At 54.7% G+C, this 26,824-nt stretch carries 25 protein-coding genes; 12 read left to right on the top strand and 13 right to left on the bottom strand.

Annotation, left to right across the window (positions count from 1 at the left end; all coding sequences use genetic code 11):
• Position 1: 1 nt before the first annotated feature.
• The 4 genes from ftsQ to lpxC all read left to right on the top strand — a co-directional run bounded on the left by ftsQ (position 2) and on the right by lpxC (position 4,342).
• Complete coding sequence (gene ftsQ / locus ACMGGR_RS17300) at positions 2-841, top strand: cell division protein FtsQ (protein ID WP_246758175.1); 840 nt, start codon at positions 2-4, stop codon at positions 839-841.
• Positions 838-2,094, top strand: a complete 1,257-nt coding sequence (ftsA, locus tag ACMGGR_RS17295; protein ID WP_024967068.1) for a cell division protein FtsA — start codon at positions 838-840, stop codon at positions 2,092-2,094. Before ftsQ ends, ftsA begins: the two co-directional genes overlap by 4 nt.
• Before the next feature lie 72 nt (positions 2,095-2,166).
• Positions 2,167-3,324 (top strand): cell division protein FtsZ, encoded by a 1,158-nt coding sequence (ftsZ, locus tag ACMGGR_RS17290; protein WP_246758176.1) that lies wholly within the window; start codon positions 2,167-2,169, stop codon positions 3,322-3,324.
• A gap of 100 nt (positions 3,325-3,424) precedes the next feature.
• A complete protein-coding gene (lpxC, locus tag ACMGGR_RS17285; RefSeq protein WP_246758177.1) occupies positions 3,425-4,342 on the top strand; it encodes a UDP-3-O-acyl-N-acetylglucosamine deacetylase in 918 nt (305 codons plus the stop codon).
• Positions 4,343-4,344: 2 nt separating this feature from the next.
• Here the strand turns inward: lpxC and ACMGGR_RS17280 are convergent, their stop codons facing one another.
• Entirely contained in the window at positions 4,345-4,857 is a 513-nt protein-coding gene (locus ACMGGR_RS17280; protein ID WP_246758178.1) for a DUF721 domain-containing protein, read from the bottom strand.
• A gap of 21 nt (positions 4,858-4,878) precedes the next feature.
• Between ACMGGR_RS17280 and secM the strand changes: the two genes are divergently transcribed.
• Both secM and secA read left to right on the top strand, forming a co-directional pair.
• Complete coding sequence (gene secM, locus ACMGGR_RS17275; RefSeq protein WP_246758180.1) at positions 4,879-5,361, top strand: secA translation cis-regulator SecM; 483 nt, start codon at positions 4,879-4,881, stop codon at positions 5,359-5,361.
• Between the two features lie 70 nt (positions 5,362-5,431).
• Complete coding sequence (secA, locus tag ACMGGR_RS17270; protein ID WP_414147432.1) at positions 5,432-8,137, top strand: preprotein translocase subunit SecA; 2,706 nt, start codon at positions 5,432-5,434, stop codon at positions 8,135-8,137.
• Positions 8,138-8,205: 68 nt separating this feature from the next.
• Here secA and ACMGGR_RS17265 read toward each other — a convergent pair whose 3' ends face one another.
• Positions 8,206-8,751 carry a prepilin peptidase gene (locus ACMGGR_RS17265; RefSeq protein ID WP_414147431.1) on the bottom strand — a complete coding sequence of 182 codons (546 nt, stop codon included), beginning with the start codon at positions 8,749-8,751 and terminating at the stop codon, positions 8,206-8,208.
• A gap of 235 nt (positions 8,752-8,986) precedes the next feature.
• Here ACMGGR_RS17265 and mutT point away from each other — a divergent pair, with 235 nt between their 5' ends.
• Positions 8,987-9,382 (top strand): 8-oxo-dGTP diphosphatase MutT, encoded by a 396-nt coding sequence (mutT, locus tag ACMGGR_RS17260; protein WP_414147430.1) that lies wholly within the window; start codon positions 8,987-8,989, stop codon positions 9,380-9,382.
• A gap of 65 nt (positions 9,383-9,447) precedes the next feature.
• On the opposite strand, the gene yacG is transcribed toward mutT, so the two are convergent.
• The 3 genes from yacG to coaE are packed head-to-tail and all read right to left on the bottom strand — an operon-like array spanning position 9,448 to position 11,023.
• On the bottom strand, positions 9,448-9,651 hold the full coding sequence (gene yacG / locus ACMGGR_RS17255) for a DNA gyrase inhibitor YacG (protein ID WP_246758185.1): 204 nt from the start codon (positions 9,649-9,651) through the stop codon (positions 9,448-9,450).
• An 11-nt stretch (positions 9,652-9,662) separates the two neighbouring features.
• On the bottom strand, positions 9,663-10,406 hold the full coding sequence (zapD, locus tag ACMGGR_RS17250) for a cell division protein ZapD (protein ID WP_414147429.1): 744 nt from the start codon (positions 10,404-10,406) through the stop codon (positions 9,663-9,665).
• Between the two features lie 5 nt (positions 10,407-10,411).
• Entirely contained in the window at positions 10,412-11,023 is a 612-nt protein-coding gene (coaE, locus tag ACMGGR_RS17245) for a dephospho-CoA kinase (protein ID WP_246758187.1), read from the bottom strand.
• 244 nt (positions 11,024-11,267) lie between these two features.
• On the opposite strand from coaE, the gene ACMGGR_RS17240 reads away from it, so the two are divergent.
• The gene (locus ACMGGR_RS17240) at positions 11,268-12,308 is read left to right on the top strand and encodes a GMP reductase (RefSeq protein WP_414147428.1); all 1,041 of its coding nucleotides are present in this window, start codon (positions 11,268-11,270) and stop codon (positions 12,306-12,308) included.
• A gap of 259 nt (positions 12,309-12,567) precedes the next feature.
• Here ACMGGR_RS17240 and hofC read toward each other — a convergent pair whose 3' ends face one another.
• The 4 genes from hofC to nadC form a co-directional block, all read right to left on the bottom strand.
• On the bottom strand, positions 12,568-13,767 hold the full coding sequence (hofC, locus tag ACMGGR_RS17235) for a protein transport protein HofC (protein ID WP_246758651.1): 1,200 nt from the start codon (positions 13,765-13,767) through the stop codon (positions 12,568-12,570).
• Entirely contained in the window at positions 13,760-15,148 is a 1,389-nt protein-coding gene (gene gspE / locus ACMGGR_RS17230; protein WP_414148986.1) for a type II secretion system protein GspE, read from the bottom strand. The genes hofC and gspE overlap by 8 nt, the downstream gene beginning before the upstream one ends.
• On the bottom strand, positions 15,148-15,597 hold the full coding sequence (ppdD, locus tag ACMGGR_RS17225; protein ID WP_414147427.1) for a prepilin peptidase-dependent pilin: 450 nt from the start codon (positions 15,595-15,597) through the stop codon (positions 15,148-15,150). The genes gspE and ppdD overlap by 1 nt, the downstream gene beginning before the upstream one ends.
• Positions 15,598-15,820: 223 nt before the next feature.
• Positions 15,821-16,711 carry a carboxylating nicotinate-nucleotide diphosphorylase gene (gene nadC, locus ACMGGR_RS17220; RefSeq protein WP_414147426.1) on the bottom strand — a complete coding sequence of 297 codons (891 nt, stop codon included), beginning with the start codon at positions 16,709-16,711 and terminating at the stop codon, positions 15,821-15,823.
• Between the two features lie 227 nt (positions 16,712-16,938).
• Here nadC and ampD point away from each other — a divergent pair, with 227 nt between their 5' ends.
• Together ampD and ampE are read left to right on the top strand one after the other, a co-directional pair.
• A complete protein-coding gene (gene ampD, locus ACMGGR_RS17215) occupies positions 16,939-17,505 on the top strand; it encodes a 1,6-anhydro-N-acetylmuramyl-L-alanine amidase AmpD (protein WP_246758192.1) in 567 nt (188 codons plus the stop codon).
• A 6-nt stretch (positions 17,506-17,511) separates the two neighbouring features.
• Positions 17,512-18,366, top strand: coding sequence for a beta-lactamase regulator AmpE (gene ampE, locus ACMGGR_RS17210; protein WP_246758193.1), 855 nt, complete (start codon positions 17,512-17,514; stop codon positions 18,364-18,366).
• Between the two features lie 63 nt (positions 18,367-18,429).
• On the opposite strand, the gene ACMGGR_RS17205 is transcribed toward ampE, so the two are convergent.
• The 4 genes from ACMGGR_RS17205 to ACMGGR_RS17190 all read right to left on the bottom strand — a co-directional run bounded on the left by ACMGGR_RS17205 (position 18,430) and on the right by ACMGGR_RS17190 (position 22,764).
• Positions 18,430-18,690, bottom strand: coding sequence for a hypothetical protein (locus tag ACMGGR_RS17205; protein ID WP_246758194.1), 261 nt, complete (start codon positions 18,688-18,690; stop codon positions 18,430-18,432).
• Positions 18,691-18,820: 130 nt separating this feature from the next.
• The gene (locus ACMGGR_RS17200; protein ID WP_414147425.1) at positions 18,821-19,780 is read right to left on the bottom strand and encodes a family 43 glycosylhydrolase; all 960 of its coding nucleotides are present in this window, start codon (positions 19,778-19,780) and stop codon (positions 18,821-18,823) included.
• Positions 19,777-21,189, bottom strand: a complete 1,413-nt coding sequence (locus ACMGGR_RS17195; RefSeq protein WP_246758196.1) for a glycoside-pentoside-hexuronide (GPH):cation symporter — start codon at positions 21,187-21,189, stop codon at positions 19,777-19,779. Before ACMGGR_RS17195 ends, ACMGGR_RS17200 begins: the two co-directional genes overlap by 4 nt.
• Before the next feature lie 219 nt (positions 21,190-21,408).
• Positions 21,409-22,764: an amino acid permease gene (locus ACMGGR_RS17190; RefSeq protein WP_246758197.1), complete on the bottom strand. Its 1,356-nt coding sequence runs from the start codon at positions 22,762-22,764 to the stop codon at positions 21,409-21,411.
• A gap of 501 nt (positions 22,765-23,265) precedes the next feature.
• Between ACMGGR_RS17190 and pdhR the strand changes: the two genes are divergently transcribed.
• Positions 23,266-24,030 carry a pyruvate dehydrogenase complex transcriptional repressor PdhR gene (gene pdhR, locus ACMGGR_RS17185; protein WP_246758199.1) on the top strand — a complete coding sequence of 255 codons (765 nt, stop codon included), beginning with the start codon at positions 23,266-23,268 and terminating at the stop codon, positions 24,028-24,030.
• Between the two features lie 122 nt (positions 24,031-24,152).
• Positions 24,153-26,816, top strand: a complete 2,664-nt coding sequence (gene aceE / locus ACMGGR_RS17180; protein ID WP_246758201.1) for a pyruvate dehydrogenase (acetyl-transferring), homodimeric type — start codon at positions 24,153-24,155, stop codon at positions 26,814-26,816.
• The last annotated feature ends 8 nt before the right edge of the window (positions 26,817-26,824 follow it).

The raw sequence follows: 26,824 nt of genomic DNA, 5'->3' as shown, positions 1-26,824 counted from the left end.
TATGTCCCAGGCTGCTTTGAATGTTCGCAATCGCGAGGCGCAGGAAAAAGTGCGCACCGGCCGCAGCAACGGTTCGCGGCTGGCCGGCATTCTTTTCCTGATTATCGTGCTTGGTATCATGTCGGCCGGTGGCTATGTCGTGGTCAAATGGATGAACGACGCCTCCCGGCTGCCGCTGTCGAGGCTGGTGGTCACGGGACAGATGCACTACACCACTAACGACGACATTCGCCAGGCAATTTTATCGTTAGGTTCGCCCGGCACGTTTATGTCGCAGGATGTGGACGTGATCCAGCAACAGATTGAACGTCTGCCCTGGATTCAGCAGGTTAGCGTACGTAAGCAATGGCCGGACGAATTAAAGATTCATCTGGTTGAATATGTGCCGGTTGCCCGCTGGAATGACCTGCACCTGGTGGATGCCAGCGGAAAGTCTTTTAGCGTACCGGCTAACCATCTCGGCAAAGAGGCTATGCCGATGCTGTATGGTCCGGAAGGCAGCGAATCAGAAGTGCTGGCGGGCTATCACCAGATGAGCGACCTGCTGGCCGCCAGCAAATTTAAATTGAAGGCGGCGTCAATGACCGCGCGGCGCTCATGGCAGCTGGTGCTGGAAGACGATACGCGCCTGGAGCTGGGACGCAACGAGGATATCAAGCGGCTGAAACGGTTTATTCAGCTCTATCCAACGTTGCAGCAGCAGGCGCAAACGGAAAATAAGCGTATCAGTTACGTGGACCTGCGATATGACTCTGGCGCGGCAGTAGGCTGGGCGCCGCCACTCATTCCGACCACTGACGGTAATAAGCAACAGAATCAGGCACAGGTTAAACAACAATGATCAAGGCGACGGACAGAAAACTGGTAGTTGGACTGGAAATCGGCACCGCGAAGGTCGCCGCTTTGGTAGGGGAAATTTTGCCCGATGGCATGGTTAACATCATCGGCGTGGGCAGCTGTCCTTCGCGCGGCATGGACAAAGGCGGCGTCAACGATCTGGAATCGGTAGTAAAATGCGTGCAGCGCGCTATCGATCAGGCGGAGCTGATGGCGGATTGCCAGATTTCATCGGTTTATCTCGCCTTATCCGGAAAACATATCAGTTGCCAGAACGAAATAGGGATGGTTCCTATTTCCGAAGAAGAAGTGACCCAGGAAGATGTGGAAAATGTGGTGCACACCGCAAAATCCGTGCGTGTTCGTGACGAACACCGAATTTTGCACGTTATTCCGCAAGAATACGCTATCGATTACCAGGAAGGGATCAAAAACCCGGTAGGATTGTCCGGCGTTCGCATGCAGGCAAAGGTGCATTTGATCACCTGTCATAACGATATGGCGAAAAACATCGTAAAAGCAGTTGAACGATGCGGCCTGAAAGTTGACCAACTGATCTTTGCCGGTCTGGCTTCCAGTTTTGCCGTCCTGACGGAAGATGAACGCGAACTGGGCGTTTGCGTTGTGGACGTTGGTGGCGGCACAATGGACATTGCTGTCTATACTGGCGGTGCGCTGCGCCATACCAAGGTTATCCCGTATGCAGGTAACGTGGTTACCAGCGACATCGCTTACGCGTTTGGCACGCCGCCAACCGACGCAGAAGCCATTAAGGTTCGTCACGGCTGCGCGCTGGGTTCAATTGTTGGCAAAGACGAAAACGTCGAGGTGCCGAGCGTAGGTGGACGTCCGCCGCGTAGCCTGCAACGGCAGACGCTGGCTGAGGTTATCGAGCCGCGTTATACCGAGCTGCTAAACCTGGTTAATGACGAGATCCTGCAACTGCAAGAGCAGCTTCGCCAGCAGGGCGTGAAGCATCATTTGGCCGCAGGTATTGTTCTTACCGGCGGCGCGGCGCAGATTGAAGGCCTGGCGGCCTGTGCCCAGCGGGTATTTCATACCCAGGTACGTATCGGCCAGCCGCTGAACATTACCGGCCTGACAGATTATGCGCAGGAGCCTTACTACTCAACGGCGGTAGGGCTTCTGCACTACGGAAAAGAGTCTCACCTTAGCGGTGAGGCGGATGTGGAAAAAAGAGCCTCAGTGGGCAACTGGTTCAAGCGAATCAACAGCTGGCTGAGAAAAGAGTTTTAATTTAGAGAAAAGGAGATCATGCTAGGCTTATTTTGTGATCTCCAGGCGACAGGCACATAACGGAGAGAAATTATGTTTGAACCTATGGAATTAACCAATGACGCGGTGATTAAAGTCATCGGCGTCGGCGGCGGCGGCGGTAACGCCGTAGAGCATATGGTGCGTGAGCGCATCGAAGGCGTTGAATTCTTTGCCGTGAATACCGATGCCCAGGCGTTGCGTAAAACGGCAGTAGGCCAGACCATTCAAATCGGTAACGGTATTACCAAAGGTCTGGGTGCGGGTGCAAACCCGGAAGTAGGCCGCAATTCAGCCGAAGAAGACCGTGAAGCCCTGCGTCAGGCGCTGGAAGGCGCTGATATGGTGTTTATCGCCGCAGGCATGGGCGGCGGTACCGGTACCGGTGCTGCGCCAGTGGTTGCCGAAGTGGCAAAAGATTTGGGTATCCTGACCGTAGCCGTCGTTACTAAGCCTTTCAATTTTGAAGGCAAAAAGCGTATGGCCTTCGCGGAGCAGGGTATCGCCGAGCTGTCCAAGCATGTCGATTCTCTGATTACTATTCCAAACGACAAGCTGCTCAAAGTATTGGGTCGCGGTATCTCTCTGCTGGACGCGTTTGGCGCGGCCAACGACGTGCTGAAAGGCGCGGTGCAGGGTATTGCTGAACTGATTACCCGTCCTGGCCTGATGAACGTCGACTTTGCCGACGTGCGCACCGTGATGTCCGAAATGGGCTACGCGATGATGGGTTCCGGCGTCGCCTGCGGTGAAGACCGTGCGGAAGAAGCTGCCGAGATGGCCATTTCCAGCCCGCTGCTGGAAGATATCGACCTTTCTGGCGCTCGCGGCGTGCTGGTTAACATCACGGCCGGTTTCGATCTGCGCCTGGATGAATTTGAAACCGTGGGTAACACTATCCGCGCCTTTGCTTCCGATAATGCGACCGTGGTAATTGGTACGTCGCTGGATCCGGAAATGAACGACGAGCTGCGTGTAACCGTAGTTGCGACCGGTATCGGCATGGACAAACGTCCGGAAATCACGCTGGTGACCAATAAGCAGACTCAGGCACCGGTCATGGATCACCGCTATCAGCAGCACGGTATGGCACCGCTGCCGCAGGAGCAAAAACCTGCAGCGGCAAAAGTGGTCAACGAGCCTGGCACGCAAACTAACAAAGAGCCTGACTATCTGGATATTCCGGCCTTCCTGCGCAAGCAGGCGGACTAAGAATTTCCTGAAGTTGGGGTTCTCCGCTCTTTGTGTTAAAGTGTTCGCCCGTCAGTGATTTATACTGACGGTCGGATGAGTAATTTTGCGAGATAATGCGATGATCAAACAACGGACACTAAAACGTACTGTTCAGGCGACTGGCGTCGGTTTGCATACCGGCAAAAAAGTCACCCTGACGCTACGCCCTGCGCCGGCTAATACCGGGGTCATCTATCGTCGCACTGACTTGAATCCACCGGTTGATTTCCCGGCTGATGCCAAATCCGTGCGTGATACCATGCTCTGTACTTGCCTGGTCAATGAGCATGACGTGCGTATTTCAACGGTCGAACACCTGAACGCAGCCCTGGCAGGCCTTGGCATTGATAATATCGTGGTGGAAGTGAATGCGCCTGAAATTCCTATTATGGATGGTAGCGCCGCCCCCTTTATCTATCTGCTGATGGACGCCGGTATCCAGGAGCTGAACAAGGCGAAAAAATTTGTGCGCATCAAACAGCCCGTGCGGGTTGAAGATGGTGACAAATGGGCCGAAATGAAGCCGCATAACGGGTTTAAACTCGATTTTACTATCGATTTTAAACACCCGGCAATCGATGCCAGCTCGCAGCGCTACAGCATGGATTTCTCCGCTGAAGCCTTTGCTCGCCAGATTAGCCGTGCTCGTACGTTTGGCTTTATGCGCGATATCGAAGCGCTGCAGTCTCGTGGTCTCTGCCTGGGCGGCAGCATGGACTGTGCTATCGTGGTGGATGACTATCGCGTGCTGAACGAAGACGGCCTGCGTTTTGAAGACGAATTCGTACGTCACAAAATGCTGGATGCTATTGGCGACCTGTTTATGTGCGGTCACAACATCATTGGTGCGTTTACCGCATACAAAGGTGGTCACGCGCTGAACAACAAGCTGCTGCAGACCGTGCTGGCAAGGCAGGAAGCCTGGGAATGGGCAACGTTTGAAGACGAAGCCGAACTTCCGGTAACTTTCCAGGCACCGAATCTGGTACTGGCATAAGCCTATTTATTACGACTGGTTGAGCGGGCACTCTCTCCGGCCAGCAAGGCCAGTCGTTCTAATGTTTTCTTCAGTTTTTCCGGGCTACGGCTCGCGACTCCCCGTAATATTTCCGCACTTTGTTCACTGAGCTGACGACCCGGGCTTTGCTCCTTTTGATGTCGATCGCTGCTTTCCTGCACGTTTTCCTGAGCTTTTGCCGCTAACGTTGGATTTATCCTGATGTCGATTGACGTCAATGATGGTAATATTTGCGCTCGTAAAGCTGACAGCAGGCTGGATTGTTCATAGCGTAAGCGCATCATCCAGCTGGCATTAGCCGTTTCAAGCACCAGAACGCCCTGGCGAAAATTAGCCACGCGGCACCAGGGATGTAGCTGTGCCGGGATAATTCCCTGCAGCGCACGGTTCAGCTTGTTCAGCGCGATTGCGCGTTGCTGAATGGATTGCAGCATACTCTGGCCTTCGGTAGCTTCGAAAAAACTTTCAATTGATTGCGGGCGACTATCGCGCATAGCAGGCTCCGGCGGAAAACAGTGGGTATTCTTAATCGTTGGCGACAATTTGGCAGACTCTATTTCTGGCCGCATCTCCTGTTGGGGATGGTCGCGGCGAGCTTTGGTCTGCCTCACGCCTCGGGTGATACCTTACCAGAAACGGCTTCCAGAAGCCTTAATATCAACAGCAGCGTGCGTTTCGATAGCCTCGCGCTGCTGCAGGTTCGCCGGGCCAGCTTCAATGTGGATTACTGGCATCAGCATGCCATCCGCACCGTCATCCGCCATCTCTCTTTCACGTTAACGCCCGTCAGCACGGTGGTCGAGCAGGCTTCGCCGCTTGATGTTCACCAGCTGGCACTGTTGGATACGCTGAATGCCTTGCTGACCCACGAAGCCCGGCCTCCGGCAATCGTGCGTTATACGGCACAGCAGCAAACCTCTGCTACGCCTCGCTATCAGCCAGGCCTGTGGCTGGCACGCGTTCAGGGTATCCGTGCCGGGCCTGCTTCACTCGCATAAATCAACTATAGTTCCCCCTTAAAAGTTTAGTGATGCACTGTGAAGCAGTGGCTGAGAGAATATTTTTATTATGTTAATCAAATTATTAACCAAGGTTTTTGGCAGCAGCAACGATCGTACACTGCGCCGCATGCGCAAAGTGGTTGAGCAGATCAACAAGATGGAACCGGATTTCGAGAAGCTCTCCGACGACGAGCTGAAAGCGAAAACCGTCGAGTTTCGCGCCCGCCTGGAAAAAGGCGAAGTGCTGGAGGCGCTGATCCCGGAAGCCTTCGCTACCGTCCGCGAAGCCAGTAAACGTGTTTTCGGCATGCGCCACTTTGACGTTCAGCTGCTGGGCGGCATGGTGTTAAACGATCGCTGCATCGCGGAGATGCGTACCGGTGAGGGTAAAACCCTTACCGCAACGCTACCGGCATACCTGAACGCGCTCAGCGGCAAAGGCGTACACGTGGTCACGGTGAACGACTACCTGGCGCAGCGCGATGCGGAAAATAACCGTGCGCTGTTTGAATTCCTGGGACTGACTATCGGCATTAACCTGCCGGGCATGCCAGCGCCAGCCAAGCGTGAAGCTTACGCGGCCGACATCACTTACGGCACCAACAACGAATATGGTTTTGACTACCTGCGTGACAACATGGCCTTCAGCCCTGAAGATCGCGTACAGCGTAAGCTGAACTATGCGCTGGTGGATGAGGTCGACTCCATCCTGATTGATGAAGCGCGTACGCCGCTGATCATCTCCGGTCCGGCAGAAGACAGCTCTGAACTTTACATCAAAGTTAATAAAATCATTCCTTATCTGATCCGCCAGGAAAAAGAAGATTCCGATACTTTCCAGGGCGAAGGCCACTTCTCCGTGGATGAAAAAGGTCGCCAGGTCCATTTGACCGAACGCGGTCTGATGAAGGTAGAAGAGCTGCTGGTCAGCGAAGGCATCATGGAAGAGGGCGAGTCGCTTTACTCGCCTGGCAACATTATGATGATGCACCACGTTACTGCGGCGCTGCGTGCTCACGCCCTGTTTACGCGTGACGTTGACTATATCGTTAAAGATGGCGAAGTCATCATCGTCGACGAACATACCGGCCGTACCATGCAGGGGCGTCGCTGGTCTGACGGTTTGCACCAGGCGGTAGAAGCGAAAGAAGGCGTCGAGATCCAGAACGAAAACCAGACGCTGGCTTCCATTACCTTCCAGAACTACTTCCGTCTTTATAACAAGCTGGCCGGGATGACCGGTACGGCCGATACAGAAGCCTTCGAGTTCAGCTCTATCTACAAGCTGGAAACCATCGTGGTGCCTACCAACCGTCCGATGGTACGTAAAGATCTGCCCGATCTGGTCTACATGTCTGAAAAAGAGAAGATCGACGCGATCATCGAAGACATCCGCGAGCGTACCGCTAACGGCCAGCCGGTGCTGGTGGGGACTATCTCCATTGAAAAATCAGAAGTGGTATCAGCAGAGCTGACCCGCGCCGGCATCAAGCACGCGGTTCTGAACGCCAAGTTCCACGCACGCGAAGCGGATATCGTTGCTCAGGCCGGTCAGCCTGGCGCAGTAACTATCGCCACCAATATGGCGGGTCGCGGTACGGATATCGTGCTGGGTGGTAGCTGGCAGGCGGAGATCGCCGAGCTGGAATCGCCAACGGCAGAGCAGATTGACGCGATTAAGAGCGCATGGAAAATCCGTCACGATGCGGTACTGGCATCCGGCGGTCTGCATATTATCGGTACCGAGCGTCATGAATCACGCCGTATTGATAACCAGCTGCGTGGTCGTTCCGGCCGTCAGGGCGATAACGGTTCATCCCGTTTCTATCTGTCGATGGAAGATGCGCTGATGCGTATTTTTGCTTCCGACCGCGTGTCTAACATGATGCGTAAACTGGGCATGAAGCCAGGCGAGGCGATTGAGCACCCGTGGGTGACCAAGGCCATTGCCAACGCTCAGCGCAAAGTTGAGAGCCGCAACTTCGATATTCGTAAGCAGCTGCTGGAATATGATGATGTGGCTAACGACCAGCGCCGCGCCATTTATACCCAGCGTAATGAACTGCTGGATGTGGCAGACGTTTCTGAAACCATTGCCAGCATCCGCGAAGACGTGTTTAAAAGCACGATTGATACCTATATTCCACCGCAGTCGCTGGAGGAAATGTGGGACGTGGCTGGTCTGCAGGAACGTCTGAAAAACGACTTTGACCTGGAGCTGCCGATTGCTGAATGGCTGGATAAAGAGCCGGAACTGCATGAAGAGACGCTGCGTGAGCGCATCATGGTGCAGGCGAACGAACAGTATCAGCGTAAGGAAGAAGTGGTTGGCGTTGAGATGATGCGTAACTTCGAAAAAGGCGTGATGCTGCAAACGCTGGACTCGCTGTGGAAAGAGCATCTGGCGGCCATGGACTATCTGCGCCAGGGTATTCACCTGCGCGGCTATGCGCAGAAAGATCCTAAGCAGGAGTACAAGCGCGAATCCTTCGCTATGTTTGCTGCAATGCTTGAGTCGCTGAAGTATGAAGTGATCAGCACGCTGTGCAAGGTTCAGGTACGCATGCCGGAAGAAGTAGAGGCAATGGAAGAGCAGCGCCGCGAAGAAGCCGAGCGTCTGGCGCAGCAGCAGCAGCTAAGCCATGTGGATACAGAAACGGAAGCGGCAATAGCGCTGGCTGATCAAACCGGCGAGCGCAAAGTAGGCCGTAACGATCCTTGTCCATGCGGTTCAGGTAAGAAATACAAGCAGTGCCACGGTCGCCTGGCGTAAGTCAGCGGCAGGTAGCATAACCAGAGCCGGGGATTTCCCCGGCTTTTTGCATTTTAACAGGCTGACTGCTAGCCGTATTGCCAGAGAAAAACTGCCCAGCCGGCAAAAGCCAGCGCTGGCCCAAACGGAAAAGGCGTATCCAGCGGGTGACCGTTCGTTAACCATGCGGCGAACAGTGCCGCTATGGCGATAAGCGTTGCCACCAGTACGATGCACGGCAGCCGCTCTGGGCCTGTCCACGCCCCTAATGCCGCCAGCAGCTTGGCGTCGCCCAGCCCCAGCCCCTCTTTATTTCTTAACAGCCAGTAGCCTCTTGAAAGCAGCCAGAGCGCACCATAACCGCCTGCCGCGCCGTAAATAGCCTGTTCTGGCTTCAGCCCCGGCAGTGCGCCTGCCGCTACTGCCAGTAACCCAAGCCATAGCAGAGGCAGCGTCAACACGTCTGGCAGCAGCAGCGTTTTGCAGTCCGTCAGCGCCAGTATTAACAGCGTCCAGCTCAGCAATATCGCCAGTAACCACAGGCTGACGGGCATCTGCCATATCACCACCAGCGCCATCGCCAGCAACACCAGCATGATTAGTATCTGTTCCCGACGGCTAAATATCTGACCCATTTTTCACCCCTTGCCTTATCCATAAGCCGGCGATTTACGCCGTTTCCTTTGCGCCTCGTTAAAGGCGGCCGAGCAAAATTCTACCTGCTGTTTTCAGCGTTGTATCGCCGTGCGGCTGTTTTCATGTCGTTACATAATGGGTTTTCGAAACGTGCCGCAAATTACGGCCATGACTTGTCATTACGCGGCGCGGCTGGAATAGTGGCGGAGTATTGAAGCTATTCAGAGAGTACTTATGAAACAGTTGCAGGTAGCAGTAGGGATTATCCGCGATAAAAATCAAAATATATTTTTGACCCAGCGTGCAGCAAAAGGGCACATGGCCAACCGCTGGGAGTTTCCCGGCGGGAAAATCGAAGCGGGCGAGACGCCAGGACAGGCGCTCAAACGTGAGTTACAGGAGGAAACGGGGATAGATGCGCTGGATGTCCAGGCCTGCGGGAGCGCCATCCATGCGGAAACCGGGCTACAGATAACGCTGCATTTTTTCCTGGTAGAAGAGTGGCGTGGCGAACCTTACGGCCGTGAAGGGCAGCCGCAGCGTTGGGTTGCCCAGCAGGCCCTGCTGGCATCGGAGTTTCCTCCCGCTAATGCGGATCTGATTGCACGCCTGCAGTCCGGGTTAATCTAACCTGTTATGACTCTGCTGCCAGTATCAACGGGCAGCAGAGAAAATCCAATGCCGGCCGCGCCTCTTTAATAGCGATCTTTCGGCTCTTCGCTCCATTCATCGCTGTCTGAAAGGTCGCTCTCGCTGGCAATACGTTTCTCTTCATTGGCCCATTCGCCTAAGTCGATCAGCTGACAGCGCTTGCTGCAGAAAGGTCGCCAGGGGCTTAGCTCGTCCCAGATTACCTCTTTGTTACAGGTTGGGCAGTTAACGGTCATTACTTCATTCATGGATAGTTACCTCAGCAGCAGGCAAGTTGAAAATCGAGGCGCGCCGGTACCTCGCCGTGCTCACTGTCGAGCGGCAGAAAACGAATTGCGTAGCGGCTTTTGTGGCCGGAAACCTGCGGATAAAGCGAGTCTTCCAGCACCAGCTGCAAACGAAGCAGATCGGCACCTTCGGCATTGTCCTGATAAAAACCATTCAGGCTGGTTTGATGACGAAAAGCGCCCGACTGGCGGATCAGATCAAGGATTAGCGTTAACGCCTCGCGGATTGGCGACAGGGATTCCATCCACAGCGCTACCTGGCGGTCACGTCTCTCTTGCTCAATATGAAGCCAGATATGCAACGTAGGCAGATCAAAACTACAGCAGCCGCCCGGAATGCTCAGACGCTGGCGAACCAGGCCTATCAGGCGATCCTCGCGCAGTAGCTGACCCATGCGTGGAGCCGCCATCAGCGCGGCTGAACGTGACTTAAGACTGTCATGCAGAGTGTGAACTACATTCATATCAACGCCCGGTACTTCGGCCCAGGCGCGCAGTTTCTGCTGCTGCTTATCTAACTCTTTAACGATTTCGGTACGCAGTTCGCCTCGCTCAAAGACATCCAGCAGCTCTGCCGCGTTGCGGAAAAAGGTCAGCGCGCTAAGCGAATCAACAATGGTAGTGCTGCTTGCTAACTGATTGATAAGAAATTCAATACGCAACCAGGTACGCATTTTTTCATTCAAAGGGTACTCAAATAAAACCGTTGTGCTCATGCTTGTTAATCCTGGTCTGTTGCTTCCGCCAGCTGGCGATAACGCCTGTCCAGCAGGGCAACTCTGGCAGCCACATCATCTTGTGAGCCACCGTTATCAATTATGTCATCGGCTACCGCAAGCCGCGCTTCACGCGTTGCCTGCGCCGCCAAAATTTGTTCAGCCTGTTCCCGGCTGACGGCATCTCGTGCCATGGTTCTTGCCAGCTGCGTCTCGCGATCAACATCAACCACCAGCACCCGGTCAGCCAAATGGCACAGGTTATTTTCAACCAGCAAGGGAACGACCCACAAACACCAGACCGAGCGGCTAAGCGCCAGCTGGCGACGAGTCTCAAGTTGGATCAGCGGATGCAGAAGCGCATTCAGCCAGGCCTTGTCCGCTTCGGCACTGAAAATTCGCTGGCGCAAAGCGGCACGATCCAGCGTGCCGTCAGGTTGTATCACGGCCGTACCGAATTTTTCACGGATAGCCTCAAGGGCAGGTTGCCCGGGTTGCACAACCTGACGGGCAATGACGTCGGCGTCAACGATATCCACGCCTCTTGCGGCGAAGGCATTGGCAATGGTGGTTTTTCCGCTGCCGATACCACCGGTCAACGCAACAGTATAGCTCATAAGCCTCGACTCTCACGGCTCTGATGTGGATGCATCCGGTAAAGTAACCAACGTTTCTGGCGTTTACTGGCTCAAACTGAGGTGCAGATCACATGAGAGAATCACAGATAAATTTATCGGATTGTAGCGTAAATAAACCTGTTTTCGCAGTCTTGCCCGCGCGTTTTTAGCGCGTATGATAATTCTACTGGAGCTGGCTGCAGCCTCCAATCATCAGATTGCGCCATCAACCAGGAAGGGATTTATGCGTATTGAAGAAGATATTAAGCTGGGTTTTAAAGATGTACTGATCCGCCCTAAGCGCTCGACGTTAAAGAGCCGCTCGGAGGTTGAACTGGAGCGTCAGTTTACCTTTAAGCACTCCGGGATCGCCTGGTCAGGCGTACCGATTATCGCCGCGAATATGGATACCGTCGGCACGTTCAGCATGGCGGAAGCGCTGGCGACGTTCAATCTGCTTACTGCCGTGCACAAGCACTACAGCGTGGCGCAATGGCAGCAGTTTATTGCCCGCGTACCGGAAAGCGTACTGAAACACGTAATGGTTTCGACCGGCACCTCCGACGCCGATTTTGTGAAAATGCAGCAGATTCTGGCGCTTTCTCCGGCGCTAAACTTTATCTGCATCGACGTGGCTAACGGCTATTCCGAACACTTTGTCGACTTTCTTAAGCGCGCCCGCGAGGCCTGCCCGGATAAAACTATCTGTGCGGGTAATGTGGTGACGGGCGAAATGGTCGAAGAGCTGATCCTGTCCGGTGCGGATATTGTCAAAGTAGGCATCGGGCCTGGTTCTGTTTGTACCACCCGCGTCAAAACCGGCGTTGGCTATCCTCAGCTTTCCGCCGTGATTGAATGCGCCGATGCGGCACACGGTCTGGGCGGCCAGATTGTCAGCGATGGCGGCTGTTCCGTACCGGGCGACGTGGCAAAAGCGTTTGGCGGCGGCGCGGATTTCGTGATGCTTGGCGGCATGCTGGCCGCGCATGATGAATGCGAAGGCTCGCTGGTAGAAGAAAACGGCGAGCAGTTTATGCTGTTTTACGGCATGAGTTCCGAATCTGCGATGAAGCGCCATGTAGGTGGAGTTGCAGGCTATCGCGCGGCAGAAGGCAAGACCGTTAAGCTGCCCGTTCGTGGCCCGGTAGACAATACGGCCCGTGATATTTTAGGCGGCCTGCGTTCTGCCTGTACCTATGTGGGCGCCGAACGCCTCAAGGAGCTGACGAAACGCACTACCTTTATCCGCGTGGCGGAGCAGGAGAACCGGGTTTTCAATCGCTAAGCCAGCCAGCCGCGTTCTCGCGCGGCTGGTTTTCGCCAGAGACAGGTTATCCAGCCCATCCTCCGGCTTACAGATGGGTAGATATATGGTGACAACTCGTTACCCCAGCGCATCCCCCGGCTTACAGATGGGTAGATATATGGTGACAACTTGTTATCCAGCCCATCCTCCGGCTTACAGATGGGCAGATATATGGTGACAACTTGTTATCCAGCCCATCCTCCGGATTACAGATGGGTAGATATATAGTGACAACTCGTTACCCCAGCGCATCCCCCAGGTTAAAGATGGGCAGGTACATCGCAATAACCAGCATCCCAACCAGAATACCCGTTACCACCATCATCAGCGGCTCCAGCGCGGCGGCCAGATTATCTGCCAGCTCATGCGTATTTACCTCATGCCACTCGCCCAACCGCACCATCAGACTGTCCAGCGCGCCAGCCTCTTCGCCAACCTTAATCAACTGATAGCATAACGGCGTAAAAAGCTGATGCGCGGCCAGCGCCTGATGTAGCGGATTACCGTCCGCAATATGCTGCTGTAGCGTGGTGATGGCATCACGCCATAATACATGGTCCAGAATTTTTTCTACGGCGGATAAACCTTGCGACAGCGTAAGCCCTGCCTGCTGCGTCAGCGCCAGGGTTAAAAATATTTTACTGAGCTGTCCGCCACGATAAAGGCGACCAACCAGAGGCAGCTGTAACAGCCACCGCTGCTCGGTGCGCTGCCACGCGGGCAGTCGGTGGCAAAGCCTGCGCCAAAGGCAGAAGCCGCCGATCAATATTGGCAAGACGATCAATCCGTAACGCTGAAGGCCTTCCGACAGCGCAATAATAGCGGCGGTAAAAGCCGGAAGCGGAGCATTGAATGCCTGATAGATGGCAACGAATTCGGGCAGCACAAAAATCAGCATGCCAAGGCTGACAGCTAACGCGACCGCAACCACAAACAGCGGATAGCGTAACGCCTTAACTACCTTTTTTTGCAGCTGCTGCTCCCTCTCTTGCTGTTGGGCAAGACGCAGACAGCACTCATCCATCTGGCCGGTTAATTCGCCAACCTGGATCAGGGCAGGGTAGAGCGGAGGAAACACCGCAGGCCAGCCGGTCAACACTTCGGAGAAAGGCACGCCTTCCGCCACGCTTTGCTCTATCTGAGCCAGCAGTGCCTGCCAGCCAGCATCACTGTGTCCCTCGCCAGTCAGCTTCAGGCTGGCCGACAGTGTCATGCCGGCCTTTAACAGCGTAGCCAGTTCGCGGAAGAAGTTAATTTTATGCTGCCATTTCCAGTCGCCGGCTCGATAACGCTTTCCCTTAACTAGCCGGAGCGGCAACAGATCCATCGCCAGCAGGCGCTCCATTGCCTCCTGCGGCCCACTGCAGAAGAAAGCGCCCTGATGGAAAGCACCCTCTCGATCTGTTGCCTGCCAGCGAATTAATAATGGGTTAACCATCATCCATTCCCACAATGCGGTTTAGTTCTGCAAGCGTGGTCTCTCCCCGGTTAACGCTGTGCAGCCCTTCAATAAACAGCGAGTTAATATTTTGCTGGCGAGCAATCTCCAACAGCGTTTCCTGCGGACTATCGGCCGCGATGGCATTTTGCAGCTTTGCGGTAATCGGCAGCAGTTCAAACAGCGCCAGCCTGCCGTAAAATCCGGAATAGCAGCGGTCACAGCCTGGCGCTCGCCAGTTCTGCACCGTACCCGGCCATATATCGGGTGGAAAATGCGCCAGCGCTTCCGCTGGTTCGCGACAGTGGGGGCACAATCGTCGTACCAGGCGCTGCGCAATAACCAGCCTCAGGGCGGAAGCCAGCAGATAGCCAGGAATGCCTATTTGCCTTAGCCGCGTCAGCGTTTCCATGGTGGAGTTAGTATGCAGCGTCGAAAGCACCAGATGGCCTGTCTGCGCAGCCTTGACGGCAATTTCTGCCGTTTCACCGTCGCGGATTTCACCAATCATAATTACGTCAGGATCCTGGCGCAGTAAGGCCCGCAACACCCGGTTGAAATCCAGGCCTGCTTTGGGATGAACCTGGGTTTGATTGACGCCCGGCAAGGGAATTTCTACCGGATCCTCCACGCTGCACAGATTATGTCCTGGCGTGTTCAACGAGCTTAACCCGCTATACAGCGTAAAGGTTTTGCCGCTGCCGGTTGGGCCGGTGACCAGAATCATCCCCTGCGGCCGCGCCAGCGCCTCGCGGAAAAGGCGCAGCGACGCTGGTGGCATCCCCAGGTTTTCCAGCGCCACGGACTGAGTATCGGTTTGCAGCAGCCGGATAACCGCTTTTTCACCACAGCGCGTTGGCAGCGTAGAGAGGCGAAAAGAGGCCGGTTTGCCTGATAAATCCAGCGTGAACTGTCCGTCCTGCGGCATTCTGCGTTCGGCAATATCCAGGCTGGCCAGAATTTTGAGCCGGGCCAGCAGCGCCGCGCCGCTGTCGCCGGGACTAACGGGAACAGCCTGTAAGACGCCATCTACGCGAAAGCGTATACGCAGCTTATCGGCCTGCGGTTCGATATGAATATCGGAAGCGCGCTGCTGGACAGCCAGCGTCAGCAGGCTGTCGATGCGTTGGATAGTTGTCTCGCTGTTCTCGGCGGTTGGCTCCACGCTGGCAGGCCGCTCCTGCCTGAACTGCTCCAGCCGCGCCGGCGGCCAGTACTCGACTTCAATGGCGCCCTGGGCGGTGAAGCGTAGCGCGGCCATCATATCGGCGGAAGGAGGTGCCGCTACCGCAATACGTAAACGCTGAGGCGTAAAAGAAAGGACAACCGCCTGATAGCGCTGGCAAAGGGCCTCTACGGCTCTTTGGGAAGAGGATGCGATCATTCTGCCACCTCTGCTACGTCATCGAAGCGGAAGATGTTTTCGCAGGCTTCTTTCAGTCCGCTCTGTTCTGTGGCGCAGGTGCGCTGCCAGCCGATCTGGCCTTCTGTACCGTCCCAGAGCGGCGTCATGGTGACCGTCAGGCCTTTCAGGCTTTCCTGGCCTGTTAGCGTCAACGCACCGGACTTAATCGCTACCGCAGAGACGTAACGGGAACCTTTTCCGTTCGGCACGCCATTGCTGCCTTCGCTGCAGTTTTCCGCGCCGCCATGTTCAATGGCGCAAAGCTCAACCGCCGTTTTAAACGGCATGGCCGTTTGCAGCATGTCGGTGAGCGCCGCTTTCTGAAGATAGTTTTGATAGGCTGGCAGGCCTATTGCGCTGAGGATGGCAATGATAGCTATCACTATCATCAGTTCGACCAGGGTGAATCCTTGCTGATTTTCCATAACGTTGACTCCTTGTGGTTAAGAAGCCAGCAAGGTACAACCCGGAAAAAAGCGAAACCAGCGGCGAAAGTTGCCTTGTGGAGAAGCGTTGCAGAGAATATTAGTGCGTTACATCAGTAAGCAGTTTTGCGGGAAGCCAGCTCGCAAAATTGTGCGGTTTTCACCTTCCTGCGAGATAACGTGCGGTTTTAATACGCATCGCTCCGCAGGAAGGCGCGAGTCCCTAGCGAAAACGCATAGAGAGATCTAACGCATGGACATGCTTGGTCAGTGCGCCGACGGAAATATAATCCACGCCGGTTTCGGCAAAAGTTCGCAGCGTTTCATCCGTCACGTTGCCGGAAACTTCCAGCAGCGCGCGGCCATCGGTCTGGCGCACCGCTTCCTGCATTTGCTCAACGCTGAAGTTATCCAGCATGATGATATCCGCGCCTGCATCAATGGCCTGGTTAAGCTCGTCCAGCGACTCCACTTCTACCTCTACCGGCACGTCGGGATGCAGCCAGAAGGCTTTTTCCACCGCCTGACGGATAGAGCCAGCGGCGATAATATGGTTCTCTTTAATCAGAAACGCATCGGCAAGCCCCAGACGGTGGTTTGCGCCGCCGCCGCACAATACGGCATATTTCAACGCGGTGCGCAGGCCCGGCAGCGTCTTTCTGGTATCAAGGAGCTGGGTGTTGGTGCCTTGCAGAATCGCAACATAGCGGCTGACTTCCGTCGCCACGCCGGATAAGGTTTGTACGAAGTTCAGCGCGGTGCGCTCGGCGGTTAAAATCAGCGCGGACGGGCCGGTAACTTCAAACAGCGGCTGGTCTGCTTTTATTGCATCACCATCGTCCACGTGCCAGATCAGCTCGGTTTTATTACCCAGCTGGATAAAGACTTCTTCTACCCAGCGCTTGCCGCAAAAAATACCGGGTTCGCGGGTAATCACAACGGCATGAGAACGGTTATCGGCCGGTAGCAGGCTAGCGGTAATATCGTTCCTGGCGTCGATTTCGCCACCCAAATCTTCTCGCAGCGCCTGGGCGACGGCAGGGGGAATATCATCCTTAATACGTTCCAGCAGCGCCTGGCGGCGGCTGGCCGGATCGTAGCGACGGGTTGTCATAGTCAAACTCCGATAGGGCGGGTTGAAAGTTTGACCATGCTAGCTTTTTTACCCAAGGCTGGCGAGTTGCTTGAGCAGATCGTGGTTAGCTGGCCGCTGAATATGACAGGCCCGTCGGACGAGCCGGATGCAAAATTCTTTCTGCGCTTTTTCTGATAAAAATCGGGGGCTTTCTGGAAAAGGATTCATGTTACTCTGAGATTATCGACAAAAAAGGAGAGCAGGGCATGCATTTGCAGGCAGGTTGGCTGACCGGCGTCAGGCGGGTTCCGTCACCCCATTTTAATCAGCGCCCGGAGAATGAAGCGCCCACGCTGCTGGTGATTCACAATATCAGCCTGCCGCCAGGCGAGTTTGGCGGCCCCTGGATCGATGCGTTGTTCACCGGCCAGCTGGATGCCGATGCCCATCCTTATTTTGCGGGTATCGCCCATCTCCAGGTTTCCGCGCATTGCCTGATCCGCCGCGATGGCGAAATTGTCCAGTACGTTCCTTTTCATCTGCGTGCCTGGCACGCGGGCGTATCCCGTTATCAGGGACGCGAGGCCTGCAACGATTTTTCCATCGGTATTGAACTGGAAGGCACCGACGTTTTGCCTTACACCGCTGAGCAATATCAGGCCTTGCAGACGGTTACCCGGTTGTTGATACAGCATTTTCCGCAAATAGCCGAAAATATTACCGGGCATAGTGATATTGCGCCGGAAAGAAAGAGCGATCCGGGTCCGGCGTTTGACTGGAAAAGATTCTGGAGCGGGCTGGACAAAGAGTCTCCCGTTTCACAGCAGGAGTAAGCAGGCATGACGCTTTTTAGTTTGTTACTGGTTCTGGGCTGGGAACGCCTGTTTAAAATGGGCGAGCACTGGCAGCTGGACAGCCATCTGAGCAAGTTTTTTCGCGGGCAGCGTCGTTTTTCATTGCTGCGCACGCTGCTGATGACGCTGGCCGCCATGGCGGTGGTCACGCTTTGCCTGTGGGCGCTTAAGGGGCTCTTTTTTGGCGTTTTACAGCTGCTGTTCTGGATTGGTGTCGGCTTACTTTGTATCGGCGCGGGTTCTGTACGGCTGCACTACCATGCCTATTTGAAAGCCGCCAGCCACAACGATACGGATGCGCATAAGGCAATGGCGGAAGAGCTAACGCTGATCCATGGCTTGCCGATAGAGTGCAACGAACGCGAATATCTGTGTGAGCTGCAAAATGCGCTGCTGTGGATTAACTACCGGTTTTATCTGGCACCGCTGTTCTGGTTTGTAGTAGGCGGCGCATGGGGGCCAGTGCTGTTAGTGGGGTACGCTTTTCTGCGCGCCTGGCAAAGCTGGCTGGCGCGGCATCATACTCCGCTGGAGCGTTCGCAGTCTGCGGTGGATGCCATTCTGCATTGCGTAGACTGGATCCCGGTACGGCTCGCTGGTGTAGCCTACGCGCTGCTGGGCCACGGCGAGCGGGCGCTGCCCGCCTGGTTTGCCTCACTGGGCGACAGGCACACGCCGCAATATCAGGTGCTGACCCGCCTTGCTCAGTTCTCGCTGGCGCGCGATCCGCATACCGACAAGGTCGAGACGCCGCGTGTTGCCGTGGCGCTGGCTAAAAAAGTTTCGCTGGTGATCGTGGTAGTGGTGGCGCTGTTAACCATTTATGGCACGCTTGTTTAGTACTGGCGTAAAAAGATCCGGTCAACGGGCCGGATCTTTTCAGGTTGTTAACAATATCGTGGATCAGGCAGTAGTGCTGTCGTCTCCCATGCCCAACAAGCCTTCCAACAGATTACCTATGCTTCCCCCGATCCAGCCGCCAATTTGCTTCCCAATGAAGCCGGTTGCTTTAGAGATAAGGGTGGAAAGGATGGGGACAGTGGTCAGACTGCCAATGGCGTTGCCGATAAAATCACCGGCCTGAGCGCCCAGCCAGGTGGTGGTATCGGCAATGATGCCCGCGCCGTTGACGGCAACAACTTCCTGATAGGTTAATTCTCTCATCGTTAATCTCCTTATTAAAACGTAAATGAGGTTAAAGTCTTATAATCCCGGACAGGATAAATCTCAATTTATAGTGAGCGGTTTCCGCTTCGCTTTAACATTTCTTTGATGGCTATCAATTCATCCAGCGTTAGTCTTTTTCCGTAGCGCTGTTTTTGGGCGGTTCGCCAAACAGCGGCATGCCATTATCATCCCAGCCAAAAATTTTAATGCAGGTGTGGCGATTGGGGTCGTACAGCGGATCGCCTTCAATCTCGGTGTAGTTCCTTGCGTGATAAACCAGCACGTCCCCACCGTTTTCCGCCACCGTAAAGCTGTTGTGGCCCGGCCCAAACTGACGATTTTTCCGGCTGGTTTTAAATACCGGTTCCGGCGATTTCTGCCAGTTTTCTGGCCGTAGCGGATCGGCATCGCTGTCAATCCATAACAGTCCCATGCAATAGTTTTCATCCGTCGCGCTGGCCGAATAGCTGACGAATAAACGATTGCCGTGATGGATAGCCGCCGGCCCTTCATTCACCGAGAACCCCACGCATTCCCATGCATATTCCGGACGGCTTAGCATTACCGGCGCGCCTTTCAGCGACCACGGCGTCTCCAGTTCGGCAAGATAAAGGTTTGAATTACCCGGAATGGCCGGATCTTTTTGCGCCCACAAATACCAGTTCTTTTGCTGATGCACAAAATGGGTAGCGTCCAGCGCAAAACTGTCAATCGGCGTGGTGATACGACCGCACTCCTGCCATTTGCCGCTAAGCGGATCCTCATCATGGCAGGCGATAGCAAACATGCGGTGCTGAAACAGGCCGTCTTTGATCTCTCTTGTTGGCGCAGCGGCAAAATAGATGACCCAGACGCCATCAATACGGTGCAGTTCGGGCGCCCAGATAAGCTCGCTCATCTCCCCGCTGTCGTGCTTTTGCCAGACGATAACGGCTCGGGCTTCAGCCAGCCCGGCCAGCGTGGTGGCCTGACGTAATTCCAGCCGATCGTATTCCGGCACGGAGGCAATAAAGTAATAATGCTGCCGATAACGCAGGATAAAGGGGTCAGCGCGTTGTTCGATAAGCGGAATGGGCCACTGGCTCATGCTCCTGTTCCTTCTGGTTTAACCGGCGCTTTGCCGTGATGATAGTCGTTAAGCTCGCGGAAATTATGGCGACGCTGTTCCAGCTCCAGCTGAATTTTCTGCATGGTAGGGCGGTCAACTTTTAGCAGCCTGACCACGCCCGCGGTAATCAGATAACCGACGCCCGGAATGACGGTAAACAGTAAGGTAATACCGTTAACCGCTACCGGCGACTGAGCTTTTGCACCCGCGTCGTAGCCATAAAAGGAGAGCAAAAAGCCGACCATTGCCCCGGCCACCGCCAGCCCGACCTTCAGAAAAAACAGGTTACCGGAGAAGCTGATCCCGGTAATGCGTTTACCGGTTTTCCACTCGCCGTAGTCATCCACATCCGCCATCAGCGACCAGTGCAGCGGGGAAGGAATCTGATGCAGGATGTTTAACAAAAAGTACATCACCACAATCAGTACCGTGGCATGAGGGTTCAGAAAGTAAAAGCCGCTGGAAAACAGCGCCAGGATAATATTGGTCCAGAAAAAGACCTTCAGCTTGCACCAGCGGTCGGTCAGGATTTTTGCCAGCGTGCTGCCCAGCATCATACCTACCACGCCCAGGCTGATAAATAGCGTGGCAAAATGGGTAGATTGCCCCATCACCCAGGTCACGTAATACATGGTAGCCGCCATGCGGATAAAGCCGGGACAGACGTTGCAGAAGGTGAGGAGCAAAATGCGCACCCACTGATCGTTTTTCCATACGTCTCGCAAATCAGATTTTAAATCGCTGTTGCTCGATACGGCAGGGTGAATGCGCTCTCGCACGGTGGCGAAGCAAAACAGAAACATACAGAGGCCAATAAACGCCAGCACGCTCATAGCCATCTGATAGCCGCGCGCCTTGTCCGCACCGCCAAACCACTCCGCCAGCGGCAGCAGCGAAAGGGATAAGATCAGCGTGGCGATGCCGACCATCACAAAACGGTAAGACTGGCAGGAAACGCGTTCGCCGGGATCGTTGGTGATCACCCCGCCAAGCGAGCAATAAGGAATATTGATGGCGGTATAGGTCAGCGACATCAGGAAATAGGTGGCAAAGGCATAGATAACCTTGTTGTCGTAGCTCCAGTCTGGCGTGGTAAACATCAGCACGCTGAACAGCACGTAAGGCAATGAGATCCACAGCAGCCATGGACGAAACCGCCCCCAGCGGCTCTGCGTACGGTCGGCAATGGCACCCATAATGGGATCGGTAACCGCATCCACCACGCGCACCGAAAGCAGCAGCACGCCAACCAGCGCCGGAGCAAGGCCAAAGACGTCGGTATAAAAATAGTTAAGGAAAAGCATGATAGCGCCGCCGATCATATTGCAGCCTGCGTCCCCCATGCCGTAGCCAATTTTCTCTTTTATCGAAAGCGCCGCGACCTTCATGGATCATTCTCCTGCACCAGATGAAGTAAACAGTATCACTGGCTTAGCGGCGTATCGCGCTGGCGGAAAAGGTTGCAGAGATGGATAAAACGGCTGTGAAGAGAAAAGTGTGAGTAAGCTGGCAAATCAGCCGGATGGCGAAAAAAGATAAGGCGGGCTGGAGAGTAATGCGGCGAGTTAAAAGGCAGGGGAAAGGGGACGCCGAAGCGTCCCCAGGATTCAGGCTTTTTGCAGACGGTTTTTTACCGCATAGCCGATGGCCAGAACGGCTACCCATGGCGGGATCAGCCAGACGGAAATCGCCATGCCTGGCGTCATCGCCATGATCACCAGAATACCAACCATGAACAGCAGGCATACCCAGTTACCGGCAGGATAGAACAGCGCCTTGAAGCGGGTCTGCACGCCCTGGCGGTTTTTGGCCTGACGGAACTTCAGGTGAGCGTAGCTGATCATCGCCCAGTTAATCACCAGCGCGGAAACCACCAGCGCCATAAACAGCCCAAGCGCTTCGCCCGGCATCAGGTAGTTGACCAGTACACAGATTGCGGTGGTGGTGGCAGAGAAGCCCAGCGCGACGTAAGGCACACCGCGACGATCGACTTTCAGCAACGCTTTCGGGCCATTTCCCTGACGGGCCAGGCCGTACAGCATGCGGCTGTTTGAATACACGCAGCTGTTGTACACGGAGAGCGCGGCGGTCAGGAACACCAGATTCAGCACGTTAGCCGCCAGGCTTTCGCCCAGGTCGTGGAAAATCATCACAAACGGGCTGCTGTTGGCGGTCACTTTGGTCCAGGGATAGAGCGACAGCAGCACGATAATGGAGCCGACGTAAAAAATCAGAATACGCCAGATAACCTGGTTAGTAGCCTGAGGGATGCTTTTTTCCGGTTTGTCCGCCTCGGCAGCGGTGATGCCCACCAGCTCCAGGCCGCCGAAAGAGAACATGATAATCGCCATCGCCATGACCAGTCCGCTGACGCCATGCGGGAAGAAGCCGCCAATCGCCCAGATATTGCTTACCGCCGCCTCCGGTCCGCCGTGACCGCTAAACAGCAGCCAGCAGCCAAACACAATCATCGCTACAACGGCTATCACTTTGACAATGGCTAACCAGAACTCCATTTCCCCAAAGATTTTTACGCTGGTCAGGTTGATGGTGTTGATCAGCACAAAGAAAATGGCGGCTGCGGCCCACGATGGAAACTGGGGATACCAGACCTGAATATACTGGCCAACGGCGGTTAGCTCGGCCATCGCTACCAGCACATACAGCACCCAGTAGTTCCAGCCGGAAGCAAAACCGGCAAAGCTGCTCCAGTATTTATAGGCAAAATGGCTGAAAGAACCGGCGACGGGCTCATCAACGATCATCTCACCCAGCTGACGCATAATCATAAAGGCGATAAAACCGCCAATGGCGTAGCCCAGCAGTACTGACGGCCCGGCCATTTTAATCGTTTGTGCTATTCCCAGAAACAGGCCAGTACCCACGGCACCGCCTAATGCAATCAGCTGAATATGCCGGTTTTTAAGCCCGCGCTTCAGCGTTTCGCCCTGCTGTTGTTCCATAATCATCCTCATGATGTTGTTATTTTTACGAAGGACGAGCCGCTGTCTTATTTTTTTTACGATTACGTATTTAAATATTTACAGTCAGTTGCCAACCAAAAAAGGGCAAATGCTACCTTCGCGACAAGAATAGTGATAAGCGCTCGCCAATGCACTCGCTTTCTCGTGAAGGGTGAAAGATCGCACAAAAAAAGGCGCTCCGACAATCTTCATGTTTTTGTCATAAACGCTGGCAAAAGACGAAAAGGTTTTACTTATGGATGGCGAAATCGACGTGAATTAAACAGTTGTCGCGATTCAGAAAAGTTAAAAAATTTAACATTTAGATCCAGCCCTTTTTCAGGCAATTATTGGCGCTAATCCCTTCTGCAGAAACGAGACGTGCGTCTGGTTTCACGGCGGTGCCATATAGACATCAGGTGAATACTTTGTTACTTTACGGGCTCCTTTTGGCAATTGGTATGACCAATTTACTCGGGCAAACGGCACGAAGAAGGGATGATGGCCTACAGCAAAATCCGCCAACCGAAGCTATCCGATGCTATCGAGCAGCAGCTTGAATCCCTGATTATGGAAGGGACGCTGCGTCCCGGTGAAAAGCTACTCCCTGAACGCGAGCTGGCAAAACAGTTCGATGTCTCCCGTCCCTCTTTGCGTGAAGCTATCCAGCGTCTGGAAGCGAAAGGCCTGCTGCTACGTCGTCAGGGCGGCGGCACCTTTGTGCAAACCAGCCTGTGGCAAAGCCTGAGCGATCCGCTGGTAGAACTGCTGGCCGGTCATCCTGAATCCCAGTTCGACCTGCTGGAAACGCGCCATGCGCTGGAAGGGATTGCGGCCTATTACGCCGCGCTGCGGGGAACCAACGAAGACATAGACAGGCTGCGCCAGTGCCATCTGCAGATTCAAACCGCGCAGGCCAGCGGCGATCTCGATGCTGAAGCCAACGCCGTTATGCAGTATCAGATTGCCGTAACGGAAGCCGCGCATAATGTGGTTCTGCTGCATCTGCTACGCTCGATGGGGCCCATGCTGCAGCAAAACGTCCGACAGAATTTTGAATTGCTCTACTCGCGCCGCGAAATGCTGGCAAAAGTGAGCGGTCACCGCGCCAGAATTTTCGAGGCAATTGTGGCACGCGAACCCGAAAAGGCGCGCGAAGCCTCACACCGCCATCTGGCGTTTATTGAGGAAATATTGCTGGACAGAAGTCGTGAGCAGAGCCGCCGAGAGCGCTCCCTTCGACGCTTACAGCAACGTAAGGAATAACGCGTAATCATAACGCGACAACCACGACGGGCCTGTCTCTCTGTGTTCTGGACAGAATCAGAGCACAGAGAGACAGGCTCCAGACAATTCAACGTATTAGACACAGATAAGGAATACCCCCCATGTCAGAACGTTTACACAATGACGTGGATCCGATCGAAACTCGCGACTGGCTACAGGCGATCGAATCGGTCATCCGTGAAGAAGGTGTAGAGCGCGCGCAGTTCCTGATCGACCAGGTATTGAGCGAGGCACGCAAAGGTGGCGTGAAGGTAGCTGCGGGCGCTGGGGCCAGCAACTATATCAACTCTATTGCCGTTGAAGACGAACCTGATTATCCGGGCAATACCTCACTGGAGCGTCGTATTCGTTCCGCGATCCGCTGGAACGCCATCATGACCGTTCTGCGCGCTTCGAAGAAAGATCTGGAGCTGGGCGGCCACATGTCCTCTTTCCAGTCTTCCGCAACCATCTATGAAGTGTGTTTTAACCACTTCTTCCGCGCGCGCAGCGAAAAAGACGGCGGCGACCTGGTTTATTTCCAGGGCCATATTTCGCCGGGCGTGTACGCTCGTGCCTTCCTGGAAGGCCGTCTGACTGAAGATCAGATGAATAACTTCCGTCAGGAAGTTCACGGTAAAGGTCTTTCTTCTTATCCGCATCCAAAACTGATGCCGGACTTCTGGCAGTTCCCGACCGTTTCGATGGGCCTTGGCCCAATCGGCGCGATCTACCAGGCGAAATTCCTCAAGTATCTTGAGCATCGCGGCCTGAAAGATACTTCACAGCAGACCGTTTACGCCTTCCTGGGCGACGGCGAAATGGATGAGCCAGAATCCAAAGGCGCTATCACTATTGCGACCCGCGAGAAGCTGGATAACCTGGTGTTCATCATCAACTGTAACCTGCAGCGCCTGGACGGCCCGGTTACCGGCAACGGCAAAATCATCAACGAGCTGGACGGCATCTTTGGCGGCGCTGGCTGGGAAGTGATCAAGGTGATTTGGGGCGGACGCTGGGACGAGCTGCTGCGTAAAGATACCAGCGGCAAGCTGATCCAGCTGATGAACGAAACCGTTGACGGCGACTACCAGACCTTTAAATCCCGCGACGGTGCCTACGTGCGCGAGCACTTCTTCGGCAAATATCCGGAAACCGCCGAGCTGGTCAAAGATATGACCGACGACGAAATCTGGGCGCTGAACCGTGGCGGCCACGATCCGAAGAAAATCTACGCGGCGCTGAAAAAAGCGCAGGACACCAAAGGCAAACCTGTGGTCATCCTGGCGCATACCATTAAAGGTTATGGTATGGGCGACACGGCGGAAGGTAAAAACATCGCGCACCAGGTGAAGAAGATGAACATGGATGGCGTTCGCTACATCCGCGATCGCTTCAACGTGCCGGTCACTGATGACACCATCGAAAACCTGCCGTACGTGACCTTCAGCAAAGAGTCTGAAGAGTACAAATATCTGCACGGCCAGCGCCAGAAGCTGGGCGGCTATCTGCCAACTCGCCAGCCAAACTTCAGCGAGAAGCTATCCATGCCTGCGCTGGAAGATTTCCGCCAGCTGCTGGACGAGCAGAACAAAGAGATCTCTACCACTATCGCCTTCGTGCGTGCCCTGAACGTGATGCTGAAGAACCAGTCGATCAAAGATCGCCTGGTGCCAATCATCGCTGACGAAGCGCGTACCTTTGGTATGGAAGGCCTGTTCCGCCAGATCGGCATTTACAGCCCGAACGGCCAGCAGTACACGCCGCAGGACCGTGAGCAGGTTGCCTACTACAAAGAAGACGAGAAAGGCCAGATCCTGCAGGAAGGTATCAACGAACTGGGTGCGGGCGCATCATGGCTGGCGGCGGCAACGTCTTACAGCACCAACAACCTGCCGATGATCCCGTTCTATATCTATTACTCTATGTTCGGCTTCCAGCGTATCGGCGATCTCTGCTGGGCGGCGGGCGATCAGCAGGCGCGCGGCTTCCTGGTCGGCGGCACTTCCGGTCGTACCACGCTGAACGGCGAAGGTTTGCAGCATGAAGATGGCCACAGCCACATTCAGTCGCTGACTATTCCTAACTGTATCTCTTACGATCCTGCTTACGCTTACGAAGTTGCTGTCATCATGCATGACGGCCTGGTACGTATGTATGGCGAAGCGCAGGAAAATATTTACTACTACATCACCACGCTGAACGAAAACTACCACATGCCTGCAATGCCGCAGGGTGCGGAAGAGGGTATCCGTAAAGGTATCTACAAGCTGGAAACTCTGGAAGGCAGCAAAGGTAAAGTACAGCTGCTGGGCTCGGGTTCTATCCTGCGTCACGTGCGTGAAGCCGCGCAGATCCTGGCGAAGGATTACGGCGTAGGTTCCGACGTTTACAGCGTAACCTCCTTCACCGAGCTGGCCCGCGATGGTCAGGACTGTGAGCGCTGGAACATGCTGCACCCTACTGAAGAGCCACGTGTGCCTTACGTTGCGCAGATCATGAACGAAGCACCGGCAGTAGCTTCAACCGACTATATGAAACTGTTCGCCGAGCAGATCCGTACCTTCATGCCAGCCAGCGACTATCGCGTACTGGGCACTGACGGTTTCGGCCGCTCCGACAGCCGCGAAAACCTGCGTCACCACTTCGAAGTGGACGCATCTTACGTCGTGGTTGCAGCACTGGGCGAACTGGCTAAACGCGGTGAAATCGATAAGAAAGTGGTGGCGGATGCTATTACCAAATTCAATATCGATGCCGATAAAGTCAACCCGCGTCTGGCATAAGAGGTAAA

This window comes from Erwinia sp. BNK-24-b, assembly GCF_047456155.1.
GTDB lineage: Bacteria > Pseudomonadota > Gammaproteobacteria > Enterobacterales > Enterobacteriaceae > Erwinia > Erwinia phyllosphaerae.
Note: the sequence above shows the minus strand (reverse complement) of the source record. Positions and strands in the feature narration are given on the sequence as shown.

Coding starts and splice junctions, on each gene's coding strand:
- ampD (WP_246758192.1), top strand. CDS start 16,939: ATGCATTTGCAGGCAGGTTGGCTGACCGGCGTCAGGCGGGTTCCGTCA.
- ftsQ (WP_246758175.1), top strand. CDS start 2: ATGTCCCAGGCTGCTTTGAATGTTCGCAATCGCGAGGCGCAGGAAAAA.
- nadC (WP_414147426.1), bottom strand. CDS start 16,711: ATGACAACCCGTCGCTACGATCCGGCCAGCCGCCGCCAGGCGCTGCTG.
- ACMGGR_RS17195 (WP_246758196.1), bottom strand. CDS start 21,189: ATGAAGGTCGCGGCGCTTTCGATAAAAGAGAAAATTGGCTACGGCATG.
- ppdD (WP_414147427.1), bottom strand. CDS start 15,597: ATGGAAAATCAGCAAGGATTCACCCTGGTCGAACTGATGATAGTGATA.
- lpxC (WP_246758177.1), top strand. CDS start 3,425: ATGATCAAACAACGGACACTAAAACGTACTGTTCAGGCGACTGGCGTC.
- aceE (WP_246758201.1), top strand. CDS start 24,153: ATGTCAGAACGTTTACACAATGACGTGGATCCGATCGAAACTCGCGAC.
- ACMGGR_RS17200 (WP_414147425.1), bottom strand. CDS start 19,780: ATGAGCCAGTGGCCCATTCCGCTTATCGAACAACGCGCTGACCCCTTT.
- mutT (WP_414147430.1), top strand. CDS start 8,987: ATGAAACAGTTGCAGGTAGCAGTAGGGATTATCCGCGATAAAAATCAA.
- zapD (WP_414147429.1), bottom strand. CDS start 10,406: ATGAGCACAACGGTTTTATTTGAGTACCCTTTGAATGAAAAAATGCGT.
- hofC (WP_246758651.1), bottom strand. CDS start 13,767: ATGGTTAACCCATTATTAATTCGCTGGCAGGCAACAGATCGAGAGGGT.
- coaE (WP_246758187.1), bottom strand. CDS start 11,023: ATGAGCTATACTGTTGCGTTGACCGGTGGTATCGGCAGCGGAAAAACC.
- yacG (WP_246758185.1), bottom strand. CDS start 9,651: ATGAATGAAGTAATGACCGTTAACTGCCCAACCTGTAACAAAGAGGTA.
- ACMGGR_RS17205 (WP_246758194.1), bottom strand. CDS start 18,690: ATGAGAGAATTAACCTATCAGGAAGTTGTTGCCGTCAACGGCGCGGGC.
- ftsZ (WP_246758176.1), top strand. CDS start 2,167: ATGTTTGAACCTATGGAATTAACCAATGACGCGGTGATTAAAGTCATC.
- secA (WP_414147432.1), top strand. CDS start 5,432: ATGTTAATCAAATTATTAACCAAGGTTTTTGGCAGCAGCAACGATCGT.
- ftsA (WP_024967068.1), top strand. CDS start 838: ATGATCAAGGCGACGGACAGAAAACTGGTAGTTGGACTGGAAATCGGC.
- ACMGGR_RS17190 (WP_246758197.1), bottom strand. CDS start 22,764: ATGGAACAACAGCAGGGCGAAACGCTGAAGCGCGGGCTTAAAAACCGG.
- ACMGGR_RS17240 (WP_414147428.1), top strand. CDS start 11,268: ATGCGTATTGAAGAAGATATTAAGCTGGGTTTTAAAGATGTACTGATC.
- ampE (WP_246758193.1), top strand. CDS start 17,512: ATGACGCTTTTTAGTTTGTTACTGGTTCTGGGCTGGGAACGCCTGTTT.
- ACMGGR_RS17280 (WP_246758178.1), bottom strand. CDS start 4,857: ATGCGCGATAGTCGCCCGCAATCAATTGAAAGTTTTTTCGAAGCTACC.
- pdhR (WP_246758199.1), top strand. CDS start 23,266: ATGGCCTACAGCAAAATCCGCCAACCGAAGCTATCCGATGCTATCGAG.
- ACMGGR_RS17265 (WP_414147431.1), bottom strand. CDS start 8,751: ATGGGTCAGATATTTAGCCGTCGGGAACAGATACTAATCATGCTGGTG.